Origin of the sequence: Rhizobium sp. L9 (assembly GCF_002531885.1) — a bacterium.
GTDB lineage: Bacteria > Pseudomonadota > Alphaproteobacteria > Rhizobiales > Rhizobiaceae > Rhizobium.
Genome location: NZ_NWSZ01000008.1, coordinates 222,188 through 243,538, shown reverse-complemented (window position 1 = coordinate 243,538; position 21,351 = coordinate 222,188). Strand labels below are relative to the sequence as shown.

Below are 21,351 nucleotides of genomic sequence, written 5' to 3'. Positions count from 1 at the left end.
CGAAGGCTGTCGCGCCGTAGTTCCGTCAGGAACGAAGGCGGACCGGTTCGATAATGCCCCGGTTAGCTGCAACAATCGTTATAATCCTGTTGGAATATGCCTGTATCTTGCGCGTAAGAGCGCGTTATTGCTTGACAATGACATTTTCGGTGCAAGGATTGCGCCGCGGCGGTAGAGTAAGTGTTGTCTTGTGGGAGTAAGACGATGGTTTACGATTGGAGCGGGACCAGGGTTCGGCGCGTCCGGATCTTCAGGACGAGCGTCGCATTTGTTCTTGCAACTGTTGTGGCTGCGATACCGCTGTTTTTCTGGGCAACGGATTTGCCGGGTTTCTGATCCGCAATAGTCAGCGTTCTGTGAAAGGCAGGCTGTTTGGAGCTCTGCTCTCGCGCCATCTGTTGATCACCCAGCCGGCAGCGAGGCCGAGGGCAGCGCCCATGGCCTTGATGCCTGCGTCATGCAGGCGCGGATGGCGGGTCGGCGCGAAATACTGCAGATATTCGATGGCGACCGCCCCAATGATCAGCAGCACGGCCACCAGTTTCCACTGCTTCGGATAGGCGAGCGCAAAGGCAAGGCCGAGCAGAACATAGGCGGTGCCGCGGTCCGCATCGACCGTCGTCACCGTATCCGGTCTCAGCCCGATCGGCGAAACCGTGACAAACAGGATGAGGGCGAGCAGCAGCCAGGCGAGCGGTCTTGCGAATTTGAAGATCATCATCGCTCCATATAAGTGGCAGGCCTTTCCATTGACAGTTAAAATCAGTTCATCTGCCGCCGATTTTGCAATTGGCTTAAGAAAGGCTCTATGGGCTGAGCCGGCCGGTCAGTGAACCTTTCCTTTAGCCGCCGGTCTGTGCCATAGCGGCGGTGACCAATCATGAGAATGGACCACGCCCGTGACGAGACTTGACGTCGAAAGCGCCGAAGAGGCAATGCGCAGCCTCTTTCCGGCAACGCCGCTGCAGCTCAATGACCATCTCTCGGCCCGCTACGGTGCCGATATTTGGCTGAAGCGCGAGGATCTGTCGCCGGTGCGCTCCTATAAGATCCGCGGCGCCTTCAATTTTTTCCGCAAGGCGATCGGGCAGGGGGCGGCCGGCAAGACCTTCGTCTGTGCCTCGGCCGGCAACCACGCCCAAGGCTTTGCCTATGTCTGCCGTCATTTCGGCGTGCCGGGCGTCGTCTTCATGCCGGTGACGACGCCGCAGCAGAAAATCGACAAGACCCGCATGTTCGGCGCTGAATTCATCACTATCCGGCTGTTCGGCGACTTTTTCGATCAGTGCTATCAGGCGGCGCGCGAGCATGTCGAGGCGGTCGGCGGCGTCATGGTGCCGCCCTTCGACCATGCCGATATCATCGAGGGGCAGGCGACGGTCGCTGCCGAGATCATGCAGCAGCTGCCCGAGGGAACCGTGCCCGATATGGTGGTTCTGCCCGTCGGCGGCGGTGGACTGGCCGCCGGCATCACCGGTTATCTCGAGGGCATCGTGCCGAAATCGGCCTTCGTCTTCGCCGAACCGGCCGGTGCGCCAAGCCTCAGGCGCAGCATCGAGGCAGGCAAGGTGACGACGCTTGCCAAGGTCGACAATTTCGTTGACGGCGCAGCGGTCGCCCGCATCGGCGACCTGAATTTCGCCGCCCTTCGCGATTTTCCGGCAAGCCAAGTGCAGCTGATGCCGGAAAACGCCATCTGCGTCACCATCCAAGAGATGCTGAACGTCGAGGGCGTCGTGCTGGAGCCGGCGGGCGCCCTGTCGCTGACGGCAATCGCCGCGATGGACGCCCAACCGATCCGCGGCAAGACCATCGTCGCTGTCGTCTCCGGCGGCAATTTCGATTTCGAGCGCCTGCCTGACGTAAAGGAAAGAGCCATGCGTTACGCAGGGCTGAAGAAATACTTTATCCTCAGGCTGGCCCAACGTCCGGGAGCGCTCCGGGATTTCCTCAATCTGCTCGGCCCCGACGACGATATCGCCCGCTTCGAATATCTGAAAAAATCGGCGCGCAACTTCGGCTCGATCCTGATCGGCATCGAAACCAAGGCGCCTGAGAATTTCGCCCGGCTGATTGCAAATTTCGAAGCTTCCGGCATGGGTTACGAGGATATCACCGAAAACGAGATCCTCGCGAACCTGATCATTTGACTTGGCGATCGGAAGGGCGTCGTGCTAGAGACACGACATGGCTTCGTTCATTTCAAATCTCTTTTCGATGTTCTCCGGCGGCGGCAAACCGGCCGGTGAGGCGGCAGCCCCGTCCGGCGAGCCGCAGCTTTATGGCGATTGCACGATCTATGCGGAGCCGCGCAAGGAGGGCAGTCAGTATCGCCTTGCCGGCCGTATCGAAAAGAAGGTCGGCGACGAGGTGCTGGTGCGCAATTTCATCCGCGCCGATATGTTTTCCTCCTTCGACGATGCGATCGAATGCACGGTTCGCAAGGCGCAGCAGATTATCGATCAGCATGGTTCGTCGCTCTTCGGTGACGGCGAGAAGGTTCGTCAGGTCTGAAATCGATCCCGATCAATCGGAATCGGCCGCAGCCCGGAAATCCCGTTGCTTTTCAACACCGTGACTTGCGCTCTAGAAGGAAGCAGGTTTGCATACGTAATCTTAAAGGATTGCGGTGAAAGCTATTGCCTGCAGGATTTGCAGGGCTGCCATCGTGTTCCACTTTTTCAGACGCTCGAGCATTGGATCCGCCGCCGTGCCGGCAGGGTGCCGAAGGCACCGGCCTGAAGCCGAGGTGTTGTCATGGAAGCGCTGAATCTCGCGCTCTTCGTCGTCGAAGCCATCGCCTATTTCGTGCTGATGGTGACGCTTCTGCATTTCCGCCATCGGCTTGGCCTCGGCGTCTTTCTGACGGCGCTCGGCGTCATGCATTTCATGGAGACTTATCTGGCGGCGGTCTTTTACGTCTCGCTTCCGTTCGGCGATGTGTCGCCGGGCTCATCCGTCTTCTTCTCCGGCAAGCTGATGATGATCCTGATGCTGTATCTGTGGGAGGATGCCGCTACGGTGCGCCAGCCGATCTACGGCCTGTTTCTCGGCAATCTGCTGACCGTCGGCATCGCCTGGGTGCTGCAACTGCACCAGCCGCTGCAGCTGTCGTCGAACCACACGCCCGACGTCGATTTCCTGAAAGAGATGGGCTGGCTGATGATTTGGGGCACGGCGCTTCTCTATGTCGATTCGCTCGGCATCATCCTGCTCTACGAAAAGCTCGGCGATTTCTTCCGCAGGCGTGTCGTCCTGCGTTTCATGATCTCCGGCTTTGTGCTGCTGACTTTCGACCAGATCGGCTTCTTTGCCGCACTGCACTATTTCCTCGATGTTCCAGTCGCCGTATTCTGGGGTGGCTGGAAGGCGAAGATGCTCTCCGTCGGCCTCTATGGGGCGATGTTTGCCGTCTATGAATATCGGATCCGCCGCCTTGGCGCTGACGCCGCCGCACGCTCCATCAGCGACGTTTTCAGTGATCTCACCTTTCGCGAGCGCTATAATGACCTTCTGGAGCGCACCGGCCGCGATATGCTTACCGGCGTTTATGACCGCACACGCATGGAACTCGAAGCGCCGGTGATGCTGCGCGAGGCCTTGAGGCAGGGGCTGCTTGCCACCGTCCTCATTATTGACGCAGATCACTTCAAGGATGTCAACGATGGTCATGGCCATCTTCAGGGCGATGAGGTGCTGAGGGCGATAGCCGCCCGTCTCGGCACGACGCTGCGGTCCAGCGACCGCATCTTCCGCTTCGGCGGCGAGGAATTCGTCGCCGTCTGCCCCGGCACAAGCCATGAGGAAGGGTTGCTCCTTGCCGAACGCCTGCGCTGGACGATCGAGACCAGCGTCAAAACACCGGACGATAAGCCGGTCACGGTCAGCATCGGCGTTGCGACCGCTGACGAGGACGGCATCAGCTTTACGACGGTGCTCACCGCCGCCGACGGCAGGCTCTACGCGGCAAAGAAAAGCGGCCGCAATTGCGTCGTCGGCCGCTCCGCCATGGTGCAATCAAGTTAGGCGGCGGGTCGCGTCACCCACCGCAGCGCGGCGTTGCGGTGTTTGGGATGTTGAGAAATCGAAACAGATTCCTTCAAGCCTATGGTTTTGCCACCCTCAATGTGGCAATCGTCCTACTTCGTATTGCTCACCCGCGCCATGCGTAAGAGTTGGGATAAAGTAGCCGTAGCAAGGCTGGCTGCGCAGGGAGCGGGGGCTGGGCAGGTTTTGCCAACCCCTGCTGCAGTCAGGCGGCGCGGAAGATCTTGGCGCCCGACGGCGCGCTCGTCATGCCGCCATCGACGGTGATTTCTATGCCGGTGACGTTGGCGGAATCATCCGAGGCGAGATAGAGCGCTGCCTTGGCGATTTCCTCGGCTTCGCTCATGCGGCCGAGCGGGCTCAGGCCGCCCATGCGAGCCTCCAGCGCCGACATCGCATCTTCCGTTGGTGCCATCGGCGACCAGATCGGTGTCTTCGTGCCGCCTGGAGTCACCTGGTTGACGCGGATGCCGCGCGGCGCAAGTTCCGACGCCATATTGCGCGTCATGGCGCGCACCGCAGCCTTGGTCGCCGCATAGGCCGACCAGCCGGGAGCGCCGAGCACGGCATGCACCGAACCGTTGAGAATGACCGAGCTGCCGTCGCTGAGATGCGGCAGGGCCGCTTGCACGGTGAAGAACACCGCGGTCAGGTTGGTGTTGATGATCCGATTGAACTGCTCCGGCGATGTGTCACCGAGCGGTGTTGCGCCGCCGATGCCGGCGTTGGCGAAGACGATGTCGAACTTACCGACCTTCGCGGCCGCTTCCGCAAAAGCCTTCTCGATGGCGACGGCATCGGTGACATCGACCTTCAGCGCCAGCACACCGGCCCCAAGCGCCTTTTCGGCGGCGGCAAGCGTTTCCGGGTTGCGGCCGGTGATCACCACCTTGGCACCCTCGTCGATGAAGACTTTGGCAGTCGCAAGACCGATACCGCTGTTTCCGCCGGTGATCAGGGCGACCTTGTTTCTTAGACGCATGATTCATGCTCCTCTTGGAAATGACAACGATCTGGATTATGATCGTTATCTATAAGGATTATGATTGAAATCCACATGAGTCAAGAGGCAATACGGGAGAGTCCGATGGGCCGTTCGCAGCTGGAAAAACTGAAGACCCACGAGAAAATCGTCGAGACTGCGTCAAAGCGGTTGCGCGAAGAGGGGTTGCAAGGCATCGGCGTCGCCGACCTGATGAAGGAGGCCGGGCTGACCGTCGGCGGCTTCTACAAGCACTTCGCCTCCCGTGACGATCTCGTCGCCGAAGCGATCGAATCCGCTTTCGATTCATGGGGGCGCAGGCTGGAAGCAGAGGGTGTGGACCCCGCGAAGATGACGGCTGCCGATGTCGCCGATCGCTATGTCAGCGCCTATCATCGCGACAATCCTGGCGAAGGCTGCCCTTTCGCCGCGCTGACCTCCGATATCGCGCGCAGCAGCGAGAAGGCGCGGCGCATTGCCACGGAGCGGCTCGAACGCAATTTCCAGGCTTTGGCCGGCAAGGCCACGGGAGCAAATGAAGGGGAAAGACGGCGAAAGGCAATCATGGCTTTCGCCATGATGGCAGGCGGCGTCGGCCTTGCCAGGGTTTCCTCGGATGAGGCTCTTTCGGGCGAAATCCTGGAGGCGATCCGGGATTTCGTCGCCGATATCGGCAAATGACGAACGGCCAGCAGGTGCCGGCCGTTCAATGGAGGATTCGGAAGCCGATCAGGCTGCGAGTGCGATTTCCTCGACGCGCGACTTGGCGGCGCCAATGGCCTTTTCGGCGGCTTCCGGGCCGAAAGCAAGGCCTTCGACATAGATGGTCTCGATATCGGTGATGCCGAGGAAGCCGAGAACCGATTTCAGGTAAGGCACGGCATGGTTCAGGGGAGCAGCCGGTCCCTGCGAGTAGACGCCGCCGGAAGCAAGCACCACATAAACCTTCTTGCCGGTTACGAGGCCGACCGGGCCGCTTTCCGTGTACTTGAAGGTCACGCCGGCGCGGGCGACATTGTCGATCCACGTCTTCAGCGACGAATAGATGTTGAAGTTGATCAGGCCGGTGCTGATGACGATCGTGTCGGCGGCAAACAGTTCGGCGACCAGTTCGTCGGAGGTCTTGATGGCTGCGATCTCTTCGGCGGTGCGGGCTTCCGCCGGCTTGCGGATCGCGCCGGTGAAGAGGTCGTCGATATGCGGCAGCGGCGCGGCGGCAAGGTCGCGGCGGACGACGACGCTGCCCGGCTTCTGGTTTTTCAGCTTCTCGGCGAGATCGGCGGCGATCGGGGTCGAGAGCGATTCGGCACGCGGGCTGGACGTCAGAAGAAGAATGGACGACATGGATCATTTCCTTTCGAATTGAACGGAACGGCTCGTTGCTGGGAGATGAGCCGCGGTGTCGAACAGGAAAATAAGTCTGGCCTGCTATCGAAAAAACGGAGATAATGTCGATCGAAACTATCGATGGAATGGATGGAAGATGCTTCCGAACCCCACCCTGGATCAATTGCAGGTGTTTTTGACCGTTGCCGAAACCGGCAGCTTTTCGGCCGCTTCGCGGGCACTGAACCGGGCGCAATCGGTTATCAGCTATACGATCGCCAACCTGGAGGCGCAGCTCGAAATGCCGCTTTTTGAGCGTTCCGGCGCGCGCCAGCCGAAGCTGACCGAGGCGGGCAAGGCGATGCTCGAGGATGCCCGCCGCATTCTGGGTGACCTGCAGGTCATGCGGGCTCGTGTCAAAAGCCTGAGGGAAGGTCTCGAAGCGGAAGTTTCCGTAGCCATCAGCGTCATGGTGCCCTCGCGGGCCGTGGTGGACGTGCTGCACGAATTCCGCGAGAGGTTTCCGACCGTTTCATTGAACCTCAACGTCGGCGAGCTCGGAATGGTCATGGATCTCATATTAACGGGCAAGGTGACGATCGGCATCGGCGGCGCTGTCCTCAAGCAAGATGATTCGCTCATCACCGAGCGAATCGGCCACTCCTTCATGTTGCCCGTTGCCGCGCCCAACCATCCGCTTGCCCAAATCAGCCGGCCCTTGACACTCGGCGACGTGCGCGAGGAAGTGCAACTCGTCGTTAGCGACGCCTCAGGCCGCACGAAGGGGCGGGATTTCAACGTCCTGTCCTACAAGACCTGGCGTGTCAGTGATATCGCGACGAAACATCAGCTTATCAAGGCCGGGCTGGGCTGGGGCGGTCTTCCGGCTTCGATCTTGCATGACGACTTGCGGAGCGGCGCGCTCGTCCATCTCGATCTGGATGCCTATGAGCAGGGCGAGTATGCCATCTATTCGATGCGCCAGCTCGCGAACCCGCCCGGACCTGCCGCCGCCTGGATGATCGAGGCGTTCCGCACCCGGCTTTCCTTCTGCCCCAACCAAGCCGATTTCCACGCCCAGATGGCGGAATTGCGCGACACCGTCTCGCCGCTTGCGGCCGAATGACGAAGGCGCGCGGCCGCGCCTTCGCTGTCTGTCTCCGCTTAAAGGACCAGCCGGAACTTCGAGAAGCCGTCGGCACCGTCGCCGGCTTCCTCGATCTTGACGCTCTTGACTGCAGCGAGGAACTGTTTTGCCTTCGGGCCGCTGTCGAAGGTAACGGTCGTGCCCGGCAGCGGCTTGAAGGTCCAGTTCGCATCGGCCGACGGATTGATCGTGCCTTGGTCGTGAACATAACGGACGATGACGTCGCGATTGGTATCAGGCGCCTGGAAGATCACCTTATCCGCTGCAATCTCTGGGAAACTGCCGCCGCCGCCGGCGCGGTAATTGTTGGTGACGACGACGAACTGCTGAGCCGGATCGATCGGCTTGCCGTCGAAGGCGAGATTCTGGATGCGGTTGGCATCCGGATTGATGGCCTTGCCGGAGGAATCATATCTCGGCGGCTGCGAAAGGTCGATCTGATAGGTCACCCCGTCGATGACATCGAAATTATAGGATGGGAAGTCGTTGTTGAGCAGCGGCGCATCCTTCGATCCGGCTTCGATGTGATTGAACATGCCGGCCGACATTTCGAGCCAGTTCTTCACTTGCGCGCCGGTGATGGCGACAGCCTGCACCGTGTTCGGATAGAGGTAGAGGTCGGCGACGTTCTTGATGGCGATATCGCCGGCCGGAACGTCGGTATAATAATCCGCGCCGCCGCGACCGCCGGCCTTGAAGGGAGCCGCAGCCGAAAGCACCGGCAGATCCTTGAATTCGGTGTCGGCGAGCATCTGCTTGATGTACCAGGTCTGAGCCTGGCTGACGACCTGGACGGAAGGATCGTCGGCGACGAGCGCGAAATAGGAATAGAGCGGCGCGGAGGTCTTGCCGACGGGCGTGCGGACATAGGCGAGCGTCGCCTCATGCTCTGATTTGGCGGCCTCGACCACCTCTTTCTTGTCGGCGTAATCGGCGACTACTTTCTTCTTGTCGTCGCGATGATAGATCGGCCGGGCTTCCGAGGTGAAATCGACGATCTTCCAGCTGTTGCCGTCCTTTTCCAAGAGCAGGTCGATAAGGCCGAGATGCGAGCCCCAGAAGCCTGCCATCACGGCGGGCTTGCCATGCAGTGTGCCCTTGACCGGGTCGGCATTGGCGATGCCGTCCCAGTTCTTCGGACCGGGGAAGACGAGATGCTGGTGACCGGTGAAGATCGCGTCAATCCCCTCGACTGCGGCCAGATGCAGCGACGCGTTTTCCATTTTTTCGGACGGCGCGGCTCCGTCGATGCCGGAGTGGGAGAGTGCGATGACGATATCGGCGCCTGCCTCCTTCATCGCCGGGACCCAGGCTTTGGCGGCCTCGACGATGTCGCGCGTCTGCGCCTTACCCTCGAGGTTCTTGATATCCCAGAGCATGATCTGCGGCGGCACGAAGCCGATGAAGCCGATCTTGACCGGGCTCTCCTTGCCGGCGCCGTCCTTGATCTGCTTTTCCACGACGACGTAGGGTTTGAAGAAAAGGTCGTCCTGCTTCGGGTCCGAGGCGAGCTGACCTTTGGTCAGGTTGGCGCAGACGAAGGGGAAGTTGGCGCCCGACAGCACCTTGAACATGAAGTCGAGGCCGTAGTTGAACTCGTGATTTCCGAGCGTGCCGACGGTATAGCCGAGCGTGTTCATCGCCTTGATCACGGGATGGACGTCGCCGTCCTTCATACCGTGCTGATAGGCCATATAGTCGCCCATCGGATTGCCCTGGAGTACGTCGCCATTGTCGACCAGCAGCGAGTTGACGGCCTCGGCGCGGATCGCGTCGATGATCGTTCCGGTGCGCGCCAGACCCATCGTGTCGTTCGGCTTGTCGGCATAATAGTCATAGGGGAAGACGTTGACGTGAATGTCCGTCGTTTCCATCAGCCGGAGATGCGCCTGGTTGGCGCTGGCGCGCGCGCTGAAAGGGTGCAGCAGCACGAGGGCGGAGGTGGCGGCAATGCCGCCAAGCAAGGAACGGCGGCTCATCAAGCCAACGTCGAAAATGGAAGACATGGAAGCTCTCCTTCAAAGATCGTGCATCGTCCGGCTCCTCAGAATTAGGACGATTTGGCGAGGAGTACACTGCGAAAATGACAGGACGGCAAACAATCAGTGGCAAAGGCGCAATGGTTTTGAAACGCAACTTGTAGTCTGAGGCGGTATCCCTTGGGAAGGGGGCGCGAGCAGGGTCGTGATTGCAAAGGACAAAGATTTCGGAGGCAACGCGTCCAGTGCGGACGACAACGCGGAGACGTTTACGGCGGCGATACGGAAAGTCGCTGGCGGCGGCAGATCCTCAATCTCCATCGCCTGCGGGCGGCACCAGCACCAACCGCAGCTCCTGACCGATCTCAGCCGCTCCTCGGCGTAATAGCGGTGCGGCCTTACGCTTTCAGCGTCGACGGCTGAGGTGGGCGGTCGCCGCCGGTCGCGGCTCTCAGCTGACGAACCGCCAGCACAGGCCGTATTTCCTTATGGAAAAAGCGGAAATAGGAGGCGACCTGTGCCCGCGCATTCGAATTCACATCGAACTGCACGCCGATGCGGCCATTGTGCTTCCAGCGGATGATCCCTTCGAGCAGTCCGAGATTTTCGGCTTCGATGCGCACCTTGCTGCCGGAAGCGGCATGGAGCGGCGTCTTCGTCTCCAGGGCGGCGCCGGTCACCGACAGGTTGAGAATGCGGACATCCACTTGGCTGTTCAGATATTTGACGCTGCCGAAGACACGGCAGTTTTGCCGGTCGGCCTTTCTTGCCGTGATTTTCAAGTTGCGGGTCATACTGTCTCCCTTGGATACAGTCGGAGAGCATAGCGCCCGAAAATTGAAATGGTTTTAGTGGCTTGGCTAAAATTGCAGTGAAACTGTCAGTTAGGGTTACTGCATGTCACGGAGATGCGTGCAGCGATTCTGGAAGCCAATCTGTGTAAAACGGGCTAACGCAGGTCGACACTCAATCAAATGCGACGCCGCTGGCTTTGGCAGCCCTGCGTCCCACAACATGTTCGCGCCAGACCGTGAAGATGCCGGCGGCGACCACGATCGCCGAGCCGACGATCGTGTTGAGGCTCAGCGTTTCGCCATAGATCGTCACGCCGATGATCGAAGCGTAGACAAGCGACAGATAGGTCAGCGGCTGGACGGCGGCGGCATCGAGACTATCGTAGGCGCGGATGAGGAAATAATGGCTGGAAATGCTGGTCATGCAGACGAGCGCCATCCAGCCCCAGTCGCCGGATGACATCCAGCTCCAGTAGAACGGCCCGATCAGCGTCATCGCAACGGCGCCGACGACACCGGTATAGAAGAAGCTGGTCGTCGAAGAATCGTCTCGGCTGACGAGCCGTGTAGCGATGACGTAAAAGGCGAAATTGAAGCAGGAGGCGACGGCGAGAAGCAGCTTTACGTCGAAGAAATCGCCTTCCGGCTTCAGGATCAGCAGCACTCCAAAAAGCCCGGCGCCGATTGCCGCCCATCGGCGCCACCCGACCCGCTCGCCGAGGATCGGCATCGCCAGCAGCGCAATCAGGATCGGCGTCGCGGAAAAGATCGCCTGTGAACGGGCAAGGCCGATCACGGCAAAACAGGTGATGGCCAGAACCACCTGAACCGCAAGCAGCAGGCCGCGGGCCACCTGCAGGGCGGGGCGTTTGGTGCGAGCCGTCGCCTTGAGACCGCCGTGCATCTTCGAAGCGAGAATGATTGTGAAAAGCCCGAAGGCCCAGTAGCGGATCATCGTCACGAAGATCGGCGGATAGGCGGATGCCAGGTGTTTGGAGATGGCGTCCTGCAGCGAAAAGATGGTCAGCGCCAGCAGGGCGAAAATGTAACCGTGGGTCTTCGATTTCATGACATGCCAATAAGCGGGAGACGCCCGCGCGCGCCGAAAGTCTGGTCAGGCATTCTGAAAATAAGCAAGGCCTCAAAGCCCCACATTCGGCCTGTCGATGATTTCTCTAAGCGCGAAACTCGAATTGATCTTGACCACATGGGGAAGGGCCGACAGCCAGTCGCGATGGATACGCTCATAGTCTTCGAGATCGCGGGCGGCGACCCTGAGGATGTAGTCATATTCGCCCGACATCAGGTAGCAGACGAGCACGTTCGGGCACAGCTTCACCGCCGACTCGAACTCCGCCAGCGTCTTGGCGAACTGGCCCGAGAGGGAAATATGCACGATGGCGATCATCTTGTAGTCGAGCGCCTTGTGCGAAAGCCGCGCATGGTAGCCGTCGATGACGCCGCTCCTTTCAAGAATGTCGAGCCGGCGCGAACAGGCCGAAGGGGAAAGCCCGATCCTTTCGGCGAGCTCGGCATTGGTGATGCGGGCATTGGCCTGCAAAACCTTCAGAATCGCAAGATCGATGGTATCGAGATCGGCCATTCGAAGAACCTTCGAAGAGAGAGGGCAGAGACGCAATAATCACCGAAAAATCGCGTTTGCGCAAACCGTCTTTGCAAGGACATTTCGCAGCCTTGGTGGTTGGATTGGTCGCAGAGGAGATCCGCGACCGCGGAGACAAAAGGAGAGGAACGCGAAATGCGTGTCGGTTGCCCGAAGGAAATCAAGAATCATGAATATCGCGTCGGGCTGACGCCTGCTTCGGTGCGCGAATATGTGGCGCACGGCCACGAGGTCTGGGTAGAGACCAAGGCGGGAGCCGGCATCGGCGCCGATGATGCCGCCTATGCCGCGGCTGGCGCGAAGATCGCCGCCTCCGCCAAGGATATTTTCGAAAAGTGCGACATGATCGTCAAAGTCAAGGAGCCGCAGCCTTCCGAATGGGCCCAGCTTCGCGATGGTCAGCTGCTCTACACCTATCTGCATCTAGCGCCCGATCCCGATCAGACCAAGGGTCTTCTCGCCTCCGGCGTCACCGCAATCGCCTATGAGACCGTGACCGACGAGCGCGGCGGCCTGCCGCTGCTGGCGCCGATGTCCGAGGTCGCCGGGCGCCTGTCCATTCAGGCCGGGGCGACTGCCCTGCAGAAGGCCAATGGCGGTCTCGGTGTCCTGCTCGGCGGCGTGCCCGGCGTGCTGCCGGCCAAGGTCGCCGTCATCGGCGGCGGCGTCGTCGGCCTGCATGCCGCCAGAATGGCCGCCGGCCTCGGCGCCGATGTCAGCATTCTCGACAAATCCCTGCCGCGCCTGCGTCAGCTCGACGACATCTTCGCTGGCCGTGTCCACACCCGTTATTCCAGCATCCAGGCGCTGGAGGAGGAGGTCTTCTCGGCCGATCTCATCATCGGTGCCGTGTTGATCCCGGGTGCTGCCGCTCCGAAGCTCGTTACCCGCGAGATGCTGTCCGGCATGAAGAAGGGCGCCGTCATCGTCGACGTCGCCATCGACCAGGGCGGCTGCTTCGAAACCTCGCATGCGACGACGCATTCCGACCCGACTTATGAGGTCGAGGGCGTGGTGCATTATTGCGTCGCCAACATGCCCGGTGCAGTACCGGTCACGTCGGCGCATGCGCTGAACAACGCCACGCTGGTTCATGGGCTTGCACTTGCCGACCGCGGCCTGCGCGCCATCGCCGAGGACAAGCACTTGAGGAACGGCCTCAACGTGCACAAGGGTCGTATCACCAACAAGCCGGTCGCCGAGGCGCTCGGTTATGAGGCCTTCGCGCCGGAGAGCGTGCTCAACGTAGCGTAAGCTGCTTGACCCACGGTCAGGTGAGGGCGCCGGTCTCTGCCAGGGCCGGCGCCTTTGCCTTGTCGATCCGACACTGGAAGCAATTGTTGCGCGCCGAACGCACATGCACGTAGGCGATGTCAGCTCGTGCCAGCAGCTTTTCGCCATAGGCCGCAATTTCGCTGACCAGGGTCACCGCGCCGGTACCGTACACGATGCGGTTGTTCTCATTGTAGCCGCGGACGATGAAGTCGCGGCTCGTCGTCAGCACCAGCGGCAGAATCTCTTCGGCGGCGTAACGCCGGCAGGGCTGTTTGTGGAGGAAAATGGGCCCGGTTTCGGCATAGGGCTGCAGCTTCGGGAAGGGCCGGTAGGCGAAAACCAGCATCTCCTCGCCCTCTTCGATATTCTGCAGGCAATGGCGGCAAGGATTGCCGTCACCGTCTGATATCATCGTCTCGGGCGGGTTGTCATAGGCGTCGCGGCCACCATTCCAGAGGGCTTCGGCATCAGCGGTCGGCATGGCAATAAAGCGAATGGCGTTCATGGTAAATCTCCTCTGTGATCGCCACGAAATGCACCCGCGTCATCGTGGAAGCCACCCGTTTCTTGCGACGCTGCATGGTGAAAGCAGAATGCCTTGGTCGAAGTCGATCTTGCGCTGCTGGCGCAGCGCGCTGAAGCCAGCCGCGTCAGCCTTGGGACCGCACAGATCGCTGCGCTCCTATGGCCAGCATGGGAGCTGCTGCAAGCGCCTTGGTCATCGAGAGAGCGGCGACGATAACGGGGACCACCGCCCAATAGGAAAAGCGGATACCGACATATTCGGCAATGAAACCAAGCAGGGGCGGGCCGGCAAAAAACACGAGGAAGGTCGTCTGCCCAAGTGCTGCGACGTTGACCGGAGCCGGTCGGTCCGCACGGCGGGCCGCAGCCGAGATGGCAAGCGGATAGACCGACGAGCAGCCGATACCGGTCAGGCCGAAGCCTACCAGCGCTATGACGGGGTGTGCTGCCGTCGCGACCAGTAGAAGCCCGGCGACGACGATTGCGAGAAGGACTATTGCGACCGGTTGTGGATTGAAACGGTCGATCACAGGATCCATTGCAAGCCGTCCGGTGGCGATGCAGAAGGAGAATATCGTCACGCTGAGGCCGCCGACGAACGGTTCGGCCGCAAAGACGTCACGCATATAGATTGCTGACCAATCGACGCTCGCGCCTTCAGCCAAGAGCGGTGCTGCGCCTATCACGCAAAGGGGTAGCAGCCCGATAGTCGGAAAAGCGATGAGAGGGATTTCTCCGGAGTGCGCGTCCTGCCGCGGAGGTGCAGTCTCGATCTTCGAGAAGACGATCGAGCCTGAAATGAGGACGGTCAGGAGGACGAGGAAGATGTGCAGTTCGATGGAGATGCCGGCCTGTCGCATGCCGGCGGCGACAAGGGCTGTCATGCAAAAGCCGAGGCTCCACATGCCGTGCGCGCGGCTCATAATGCGATATCCAAGCAGGGCCTCGTGACGGTCGGTTTCGATATTGGCGTTGATCTCGAATGCGCCGGTGAATAGACCGGAGATGAAGAAGAATGGCATCGCCGGGAGAGCTGAAGGCATCCAGGTGATTATCGATAGGAACAGGGATGCACCGAACACCGTGACGAAAGCTGTGGTGCGCGCACCAAGCCTCTCAATGATCCTCACCGAAAATGTCAGCCCGCAGAGAACCCCCAAGGACATGATGGCGAGCAAAAGCCCGAGCTCGCCCTCGGTGAGGCCGAATTTGCGCTGGAGATCAGGCAGGCGCGAAAGAAAAGCCCCCACGGAAAGGGCGACGGCAAACTGGATGAAGAAAATACGGTGGTGCGGCTTCATCTCAGGACCTGCTCCGATGGAATATGGACTGAAGCCCAGCGAGCGCCAGCATAGTGAAGCTTTCCGGGTAAGATGGCTCGGTTCAGAAACCGGCGGTTTCCAGATTATCTACACCGCTGCTGACAACTAATGTCAGCATAAACCCCGTCAGCAACAGCCTCAGCTTTTCCGCGCAATTTCCAGGAGCTCCTTGTCACTCAGCGGCCGCACAATGCCGGTGCCCGTCGAGACAGGGGAGAAACCGTACATCTGATAGAGCTGCAGCGCGCGCGGATGGTCGAGATTGTTGGTGGTCGTGGTGACGCGCTTCGGATCGAGCGCCCAGATGGCATAGAGCGCCTGCAGCAGAAACCATTTGCCGATGCCGAGCCCGAGCGCATGTTCGATCAGGCCGAAATGGCTGAGTTCAATCGTCTCCTCGTCCGCGCAGAAATATTCGTAGAAGCCGGCCGGTGCGCCGTTCACGTAGAGGACGCTGATATTGTTGCGCTTGTCGTTCAGCGTTTCTGCCAGTTGCTCGTCGCTCAGGCGCAGCCGGTCCACCCACTGCCAGCGCGCGCCCACCTGTCGATAGAGATAGCGGTAAAAGGGCAGCGGTATGCCTGGCGCACGCATGATCGCAGTCTGGATATTGACGGGCACCGGCATGCTGGCCTTGGGCGCCGCCGTCATTTCGAGACGGGTGATATGAGCTTTGAGCGAAACGGGCGTCTTTGCCATGGCGGTCAGGCTTTGACCGGCGTCGGCGGACCGGTGACGACAGGCGTATCGTCACGACTGCCCCATTCGCTCCATGAGCCGTCGTAAAGCTTGTTGTCGTGATGGCCGAGGGATTCCAGCGCCAGGGTGATGATCGCGGCCGTGATCCCTGAGCCGCAGGAGGTGACGACCGGTTTGGAGAGATCGATTCCGGCCTCTTCGATGGTCTGCCTGAGTTCGGGCAGCGATTTGAACCGGCCCTGGTTGGCGAAGACGCCGGAGGGCAGGCTTCGGGCGCCGGGCATATGGCCGGACCGCATGCCGGCACGCGGCTCGGGTTCGGTAGCGGCGAAGCGGCCGGCGCTACGGGCGTCGGCAATCTGCATCGCGCCGCTCGAGACGATGTCGCGCATGCTGTCCAGCGTGACGACGCGGCTCTCATCGAAGTCAGGCGTAAACGTCGCCGGGGCATAGTTGGGGGCCGCTGTTTCGAGCGGACGGCCCTCAGCCTTCCAGCCGTCGAGACCTCCGTCGAGGACGAAGACGTTCTTTGCCCCCATCACCCGGAACAGCCACCAGACGCGGGGCGAGGCAAACACGCCGATACCGTCATAGACGACGATGCGATGATTCTCGCTGATGCCGAGCTTGCCGACTTCGGCGGCGAAATAATCGGGCGAGGGTATCGTATGCGGCAGCGCCGTCGAGTGGTCGGCGATCTTGTCCTGATCGAAGCGGATGGCCCCGGGAATATGGCCGGCGGCATATTCGGCATCGGCGTCGCGTTTTTGCGCCGGCAGGTAGAAGGAGGCGTCCAGCACGCGCAGATCCGGCTTGCCGAGCTCGGCTTGCAGCCATTCGGCCGAGACAACGAAACGGCTCTTGCTCTCAGTCATTATGGTCTCCCCTTATCAGGCTTCTACGCCGGGCGTGCCGAAGCGGATGCGGAAGCGCCGGTTCTCCTTGCCCTTCTTTTCGATCTTGGCGATGTGGATCTGACCGATTTCCTGCGTCTCCGAGACATGTGTGCCGCCGCAGGGCTGGCTGTCAATCGAGGAGTTCTCGCCGATACAGACGAGGCTGACCCGACCAAGCCCCACCGGCGGGCGCACGTTCTTCGACTTGACGATGTCCGGATTGGCCGCCAGCTCGTCATCGGTGATCCATTGCAGATAGACCGGGTGGTTCTGGCCGACCAGTTCCATCAGCTTGGCCGTGACCTCGTCCTTGTCGATCGTCTCGCTCATGTCGAAGTCGACGCGGCTTTCTTCCTCGCCGACGGCGGCTCCGGTGATCGGATAGGAGCAGATGACCGACAGCAGGTGGCAGGCCGTGTGCATGCGCATCAGCCGGTAGCGGCGCGGCCAATCGACATGCAGCACCAGCGTCTCGCCGACCTCCGGCCGCGGCTCGTTTTCGAGCGGCACGTGGATGATGACATCCTTGCCGGCGCCGTGTTTTGTCTGGCCCAGTGCGATCTTGGTTCCGTCGGCGCGTTCAAGCTGGCCAGTGTCACCGGGCTGGCCACCCGATGTGGCATAAAAGCAGGTCTGGTTGAGCTCGATGCCCCCGTCGTCGTGAACGGCAGTGACGACCGCCTCGCATGTCGAGAGATAGAAGTCGTCGCGATAGAGGGCATTGACGGGCATGAGGTCTCACACGGGCTCGTAGGGAACGTGTATGTCGGACGAACCAGTCATCCAGCCGGGAACGGGTAGTCCCTTCGATCGCAGAAAATCCGGATTGAAGAGCTTCGATTGGTAGCGGTTGCCGTAGTCGCAGAGGATTGTCACCACCGTGTGACCGGGCCCAAGATCGCGGGCGAGATTGACCGCGCCGGCAATGTTGATCGCTGTCGAGCCGCCGAGGCACAGCCCCTCGTTTTCCACGAGGTCGAAAAGATAGGGAAGTGCTTCGGCATCGGAGACGCGATAGGAGAAATCGGGTGTGAAGCCCTCGAGATTGGCCGTGATGCGGCCCTGGCCGATGCCCTCGGTGATCGAGGATCCCTCGGATTTCAGCGTGCCGTTCTGGTAGAATTCATAAAGAGCAGCGCCGTCGGGATCGGCGATGCCGATCTTGACGCCGGGATTAAAAGCCTTGAGGCCGGCGGCGACACCGGCAAGCGTGCCGCCGGAACCGACCGAGCAGATGAAGCCGTCGACCTTGCCGTCGGTATCGTTCCAGATTTCCGGCGCCGTCGTTTCGATATGCGCCTGGCGGTTGGCGACGTTGTCGAACTGGTTCGCCCAGATTGCCCCGTTCGGTTCGCTCTTCGCCATTTGTTCGGCAAGACGCCCGGACACCTTCACATAGTTATTCGGGTTCTTGTAGGGAACGGCCGGCACTTCGACGAGTTCGGCGCCGAGCAATTTCAGCGCGTCCTTCTTTTCCTGGCTCTGGGTTTCCGGGATGACGATGACGGTGCGGTAGCCGAGCGCCTTGGCGACTAGCGTCAGCCCGATGCCGGTATTGCCGGCCGTGCCTTCGACGATGACGCCGCCGGGTCGAAGCAGCCCCTTCCGCTCCGCATCGCGGATGATGTAGAGCGCGGCACGGTCCTTGACCGACTGGCCGGGGTTGAGAAACTCCGCCTTGCCGAGAATGGTGCAGCCGGTTGCAGCGGAGGCGCCCTTGAGTTTGATCAGGGGCGTATTGCCGATGGCTTCGAGGACGGAGGGATGGAAGGTCATGGAATCTGCCTCTTTCGAACTCTTACTTTAGGAACGGTCTTTTCCCTTCACAAGGCTGTGTTGGCAAGAAATGCTATTCCATACCCCTGGTGGTCACGATAAAATTTCGCTTTCCTTATCCGAAATGGCCCGCGACGGCGATCCCACCGTGCCTTGGTGATCCGAAAACTGGCTTTCCCCGTATGGATGACGACAAAGTGACAACGGAACACGGGCGGCGAGCCCGGCCGAAACCGACATGATTCACGATCAGATCGACACGATCAACGCACTGAGGGCGCATTATGTCGCCGGTTCCTTGCCCGAGGGCTACGACGCGCGCCGGCCGGTCGACCATCCGACTCCGTTTAAGCTCCAACCCGAATGATTCAATTTAACCCGGAAAAGCTCTAGACGGGTCTTTCAACGAAGAGCGCAGCCATTTCGGCCCCGGCGACATCTTGATTGCCGACGAAACTGTCGATCACCGGCCGGGTGCCGAAAAGGACAGGCCTTGCATCGCCTTCGCGCTGTCCGACGGACCGATCCGGCTGACCCGGTCCTTTCGTCAGATGATCGGCGACCTGATCGGCTGAAAGCAGCCACAATGGTGTGATAGAGCCGTAAATCCGGGAGGCGCAAAGAACTTCCGGGCCTGTTTCGTGCTGGTCAGTCAGAGCCGGAGGAGCATGTCATGCGTGATTTCATCGCCCGTCCCGAACATGGAATCGTCTGGATCTCGGGCGCGAGCTCAGGTATCGGCCGGGCGCTTGCGCTGAAGCTTGCCGGCGAAGGATACAAGGTCGCCGTCACCGCGAGAAGCCACGAAAATCTGGTCGAGCTGCAGGCCGAAGCCAGCGGTCTTTCCGGGAATATTATCGTCCTCGACGGTGATGTCACCGATGCCGAGGACATGGAACATGTCCTGGCCTCTATCGAATATGAGCACGGCACGCTCGCAATGGCGATCCTCAATGCCGGTATCTACCTGCCGGTCCACGCCGAGGATCTGAACCGCGTCGATTTCGAAAAGAGCTTTGCCGTCAATCTTTCCGGCGTCGTCAACTGTCTGTTGCCGGCGATCCGCCATATGAAGGCGAAAGGGCAGGGGCAGATCGCCATCGTCTCTTCCGTCACCGCCTATGGCGGCCTGCCGACGGGGGCTGCCTATGGCGCCACCAAGGCGGCGTTGATCAACATGGCCGAAAGCCTGAAATTCGATCTCGACAAGGTGGGCATCCGCATTCAGCTCATCAGCCCGGGCTTCGTCGACACGCCGACGGTGGGCAAGAGCGCCTTTCCTATGCCGGCGGCGCGGGTGTCGTCCGAGGAGGCTGCCCGCCAGATTGCCGCCGGGCTGAAGTCGCAGGCTTTCGAGATCGCTTTCCCCAGACGCTTCACCACGATGTTGAAGCTGGCGCGTCTGCTCCCCTATGGCGCTTATTTCCCACTGATGAACTATCTGACTGGCTGGCGGCAGCGGCCGCCGCTAGATGGTCACCATCCGGTGATGCCACACCCTGCGGAATGATCAACGGTGCGGGAAGGCGGGTGGCCGGAACGCGCGGATCAAAAATTGCGAAGGCAGTCTTTATCCGCCGTGACATGAAAAGGCCGGCATAAACCGGCCTTTTCCGAGGTGGTGCGCTTTTGCACGACATGTTTCAAAGCGTGACCGCCTGCTTAGTTGTCGTATTCGCGGCAGGCTTCGCTGATCGATGCGCCGCTCTCACCGCCGCGCGTATCGACACCGGTCCCCTGCTGCGGCATGCCGGCGCATTCCATCGCCTGCGGCGGTCGGATGCTCTGGGTCGTGGTCGGATCGACGGGGGCGACCTGGACAGGGTGCATGCCATTGTCGCTGTTGGTGTAATCGGACGAATAGTTACCCGAACCCGGATCGGTCGAGCCGCCATTCGTCGGTCCGATGGGATCCGGATTCGACTGGGCAAAGGCTGACGATGCCATGCCGATCGCGAGCAGCGAAGCGGCAATGAGGGATTTAGTCATGAGGATATCCTCCTTTGATTTTCATCATGGATGACCTCTGGGTAATCACTTGCAGGATTCATTGTTCCGATTTTTTTGAAAAACCTGCACGCGGGCCTTGTATGGTTGCGGCGCCGAGGAACGCTGCCGGATCGGCTTGCGCCTCTCCGGTGACTTGATCCTCACCTAGTCGCTGTCCTGGCCAGACTTGCAAAACGCTGCGATTTGCCGTTTCATCGCCGCCAGCAACGACCATCCGAAACTCCTCCTTAATGAGATACGCCCTTGTACCAGCCGATGCCCCACGGCTTCGAGAAGCCTTATGCCGCATTCCTCTTCGACATGGACGGCACCATCCTCAATTCGATCCTCGCCGCCGAGCGTGTTTGGAGCGACTGGGCAAGACGCCATGGGCTCGATGTCGCCGCCTTCTTGCCGAAGATGCACGGATCGCGTGGCATTGACACAATCACCCGGCTGAACCTGCCGGGCGTCGATCCGGAATACGAGGCAAGGCTGGTGACCGAGGCCGAAATTGCCGATGTCGGCGATGTCGTTGCCATTTCCGGCGCAGCCGCCTTCTTGGCTTCGCTGCCGCCGGATCGCTGGGCGATCGTCACCTCTTCGCCCTTGCGTCTTGCCCGCCGACGGCTGGAAGCGGCTGACCTGCCTCTGCCGAAATTCATGGTGACGGCGGAGGACGTGACGGTCGGAAAGCCCGATCCGCAATGTTATATTCTCGGCGCCGAACGCCTCGGCGTCAGCACGCGGGATTGTCTGGTGTTTGAGGATGTCGCAGCCGGCATCAAGGCCGGCGAGGCGGCGGGCGCCGATGTCATGGTCGTTACGGCAACCCATCACCAGAAGATGGAGACGCCGCATCCGACCATCTCTTCCTATGACGAGATCGCCGTCAACATCTCAGCCGACCATAAAATGCTTATCGTCCCGAGCGCAGCCTGACATCCGACCTCCAGCATTCGCGCTTGCG

Annotated in this window: 25 protein-coding genes; 10 read left to right on the top strand and 15 right to left on the bottom strand. The window is 60.5% G+C overall.

Annotated elements, in window-relative coordinates; all coding sequences use genetic code 11:
• Window positions 1-346: 346 nt before the first annotated feature.
• On the bottom strand, window positions 347-721 hold the full coding sequence (locus CO660_RS11060; RefSeq protein WP_085777879.1) for a VanZ family protein: 375 nt from the start codon (window positions 719-721) through the stop codon (window positions 347-349).
• Window positions 722-899: 178 nt separating this feature from the next.
• Between CO660_RS11060 and ilvA the strand changes: the two genes are divergently transcribed.
• From ilvA to CO660_RS11045, 3 genes are all read left to right on the top strand, one after another.
• Complete coding sequence (gene ilvA, locus CO660_RS11055) at window positions 900-2,150, top strand: threonine ammonia-lyase (protein ID WP_097598706.1); 1,251 nt, start codon at window positions 900-902, stop codon at window positions 2,148-2,150.
• Window positions 2,151-2,187: 37 nt separating this feature from the next.
• Window positions 2,188-2,514: an HlyU family transcriptional regulator gene (locus tag CO660_RS11050; RefSeq protein WP_097598705.1), complete on the top strand. Its 327-nt coding sequence runs from the start codon at window positions 2,188-2,190 to the stop codon at window positions 2,512-2,514.
• 243 nt (window positions 2,515-2,757) lie between these two features.
• A complete protein-coding gene (locus CO660_RS11045; RefSeq protein ID WP_097598704.1) occupies window positions 2,758-4,026 on the top strand; it encodes a GGDEF domain-containing protein in 1,269 nt (422 codons plus the stop codon).
• 226 nt (window positions 4,027-4,252) lie between these two features.
• On the opposite strand, the gene CO660_RS11040 is transcribed toward CO660_RS11045, so the two are convergent.
• Window positions 4,253-5,029, bottom strand: coding sequence for an SDR family oxidoreductase (locus CO660_RS11040; RefSeq protein WP_097598703.1), 777 nt, complete (start codon window positions 5,027-5,029; stop codon window positions 4,253-4,255).
• A 105-nt stretch (window positions 5,030-5,134) separates the two neighbouring features.
• Here CO660_RS11040 and CO660_RS11035 point away from each other — a divergent pair, with 105 nt between their 5' ends.
• A complete protein-coding gene (locus CO660_RS11035; RefSeq protein ID WP_097598702.1) occupies window positions 5,135-5,710 on the top strand; it encodes a TetR/AcrR family transcriptional regulator in 576 nt (191 codons plus the stop codon).
• A 48-nt stretch (window positions 5,711-5,758) separates the two neighbouring features.
• Here CO660_RS11035 and CO660_RS11030 read toward each other — a convergent pair whose 3' ends face one another.
• The gene (locus CO660_RS11030) at window positions 5,759-6,373 is read right to left on the bottom strand and encodes an FMN-dependent NADH-azoreductase (protein WP_097598701.1); all 615 of its coding nucleotides are present in this window, start codon (window positions 6,371-6,373) and stop codon (window positions 5,759-5,761) included.
• 139 nt (window positions 6,374-6,512) lie between these two features.
• Between CO660_RS11030 and CO660_RS11025 the strand changes: the two genes are divergently transcribed.
• A complete protein-coding gene (locus tag CO660_RS11025) occupies window positions 6,513-7,481 on the top strand; it encodes a LysR family transcriptional regulator (protein WP_085780045.1) in 969 nt (322 codons plus the stop codon).
• A 38-nt stretch (window positions 7,482-7,519) separates the two neighbouring features.
• On the opposite strand, the gene CO660_RS11020 is transcribed toward CO660_RS11025, so the two are convergent.
• The 4 genes from CO660_RS11020 to CO660_RS11000 all read right to left on the bottom strand — a co-directional run bounded on the left by CO660_RS11020 (window position 7,520) and on the right by CO660_RS11000 (window position 11,878).
• Window positions 7,520-9,508: a bifunctional 2',3'-cyclic-nucleotide 2'-phosphodiesterase/3'-nucleotidase gene (locus CO660_RS11020; RefSeq protein WP_097598700.1), complete on the bottom strand. Its 1,989-nt coding sequence runs from the start codon at window positions 9,506-9,508 to the stop codon at window positions 7,520-7,522.
• A gap of 371 nt (window positions 9,509-9,879) precedes the next feature.
• Window positions 9,880-10,275 (bottom strand): PilZ domain-containing protein, encoded by a 396-nt coding sequence (locus CO660_RS11010; protein ID WP_097598698.1) that lies wholly within the window; start codon window positions 10,273-10,275, stop codon window positions 9,880-9,882.
• 172 nt (window positions 10,276-10,447) lie between these two features.
• Complete coding sequence (locus tag CO660_RS11005; protein ID WP_097598697.1) at window positions 10,448-11,344, bottom strand: DMT family transporter; 897 nt, start codon at window positions 11,342-11,344, stop codon at window positions 10,448-10,450.
• Window positions 11,345-11,416: 72 nt separating this feature from the next.
• Entirely contained in the window at window positions 11,417-11,878 is a 462-nt protein-coding gene (locus CO660_RS11000; RefSeq protein WP_097598696.1) for an Lrp/AsnC family transcriptional regulator, read from the bottom strand.
• 156 nt (window positions 11,879-12,034) lie between these two features.
• On the opposite strand from CO660_RS11000, the gene ald reads away from it, so the two are divergent.
• The gene (gene ald, locus CO660_RS10995) at window positions 12,035-13,153 is read left to right on the top strand and encodes an alanine dehydrogenase (RefSeq protein WP_097598695.1); all 1,119 of its coding nucleotides are present in this window, start codon (window positions 12,035-12,037) and stop codon (window positions 13,151-13,153) included.
• Window positions 13,154-13,169: 16 nt separating this feature from the next.
• On the opposite strand, the gene CO660_RS10990 is transcribed toward ald, so the two are convergent.
• The 6 genes from CO660_RS10990 to CO660_RS10965 form a co-directional block, all read right to left on the bottom strand.
• Window positions 13,170-13,679, bottom strand: coding sequence for a DUF1203 domain-containing protein (locus CO660_RS10990; RefSeq protein WP_097598694.1), 510 nt, complete (start codon window positions 13,677-13,679; stop codon window positions 13,170-13,172).
• 145 nt (window positions 13,680-13,824) lie between these two features.
• Window positions 13,825-15,000, bottom strand: a complete 1,176-nt coding sequence (locus tag CO660_RS10985; protein ID WP_097598693.1) for an MFS transporter — start codon at window positions 14,998-15,000, stop codon at window positions 13,825-13,827.
• 159 nt (window positions 15,001-15,159) lie between these two features.
• The gene (locus tag CO660_RS10980; protein WP_097598692.1) at window positions 15,160-15,720 is read right to left on the bottom strand and encodes a GNAT family N-acetyltransferase; all 561 of its coding nucleotides are present in this window, start codon (window positions 15,718-15,720) and stop codon (window positions 15,160-15,162) included.
• A 5-nt stretch (window positions 15,721-15,725) separates the two neighbouring features.
• On the bottom strand, window positions 15,726-16,595 hold the full coding sequence (gene sseA, locus CO660_RS10975) for a 3-mercaptopyruvate sulfurtransferase (RefSeq protein WP_097598691.1): 870 nt from the start codon (window positions 16,593-16,595) through the stop codon (window positions 15,726-15,728).
• Window positions 16,596-16,610: 15 nt separating this feature from the next.
• On the bottom strand, window positions 16,611-17,348 hold the full coding sequence (locus CO660_RS10970; RefSeq protein WP_085777892.1) for an alanyl-tRNA editing protein: 738 nt from the start codon (window positions 17,346-17,348) through the stop codon (window positions 16,611-16,613).
• Window positions 17,349-17,354: 6 nt separating this feature from the next.
• Entirely contained in the window at window positions 17,355-18,392 is a 1,038-nt protein-coding gene (locus tag CO660_RS10965; RefSeq protein ID WP_097598690.1) for a cysteine synthase A, read from the bottom strand.
• Window positions 18,393-18,630: 238 nt separating this feature from the next.
• Here CO660_RS10965 and CO660_RS34285 point away from each other — a divergent pair, with 238 nt between their 5' ends.
• From CO660_RS34285 to CO660_RS10955, 3 genes are all read left to right on the top strand, one after another.
• Window positions 18,631-18,759, top strand: a complete 129-nt coding sequence (locus CO660_RS34285) for a hypothetical protein (protein ID WP_280952982.1) — start codon at window positions 18,631-18,633, stop codon at window positions 18,757-18,759.
• A 73-nt stretch (window positions 18,760-18,832) separates the two neighbouring features.
• Entirely contained in the window at window positions 18,833-18,967 is a 135-nt protein-coding gene (locus CO660_RS34280; RefSeq protein ID WP_280952981.1) for a hypothetical protein, read from the top strand.
• A 98-nt stretch (window positions 18,968-19,065) separates the two neighbouring features.
• On the top strand, window positions 19,066-19,902 hold the full coding sequence (locus CO660_RS10955; protein WP_097598689.1) for an SDR family NAD(P)-dependent oxidoreductase: 837 nt from the start codon (window positions 19,066-19,068) through the stop codon (window positions 19,900-19,902).
• 152 nt (window positions 19,903-20,054) lie between these two features.
• Here CO660_RS10955 and CO660_RS10950 read toward each other — a convergent pair whose 3' ends face one another.
• Both CO660_RS10950 and CO660_RS33265 read right to left on the bottom strand, forming a co-directional pair.
• A complete protein-coding gene (locus tag CO660_RS10950) occupies window positions 20,055-20,381 on the bottom strand; it encodes a hypothetical protein (protein ID WP_097598688.1) in 327 nt (108 codons plus the stop codon).
• 58 nt (window positions 20,382-20,439) lie between these two features.
• On the bottom strand, window positions 20,440-20,616 hold the full coding sequence (locus CO660_RS33265) for a hypothetical protein (RefSeq protein ID WP_176536267.1): 177 nt from the start codon (window positions 20,614-20,616) through the stop codon (window positions 20,440-20,442).
• A 29-nt stretch (window positions 20,617-20,645) separates the two neighbouring features.
• Here CO660_RS33265 and CO660_RS10945 point away from each other — a divergent pair, with 29 nt between their 5' ends.
• A complete protein-coding gene (locus CO660_RS10945; RefSeq protein WP_097598687.1) occupies window positions 20,646-21,323 on the top strand; it encodes an HAD family hydrolase in 678 nt (225 codons plus the stop codon).
• Window positions 21,324-21,351 lie beyond the last annotated feature (28 nt).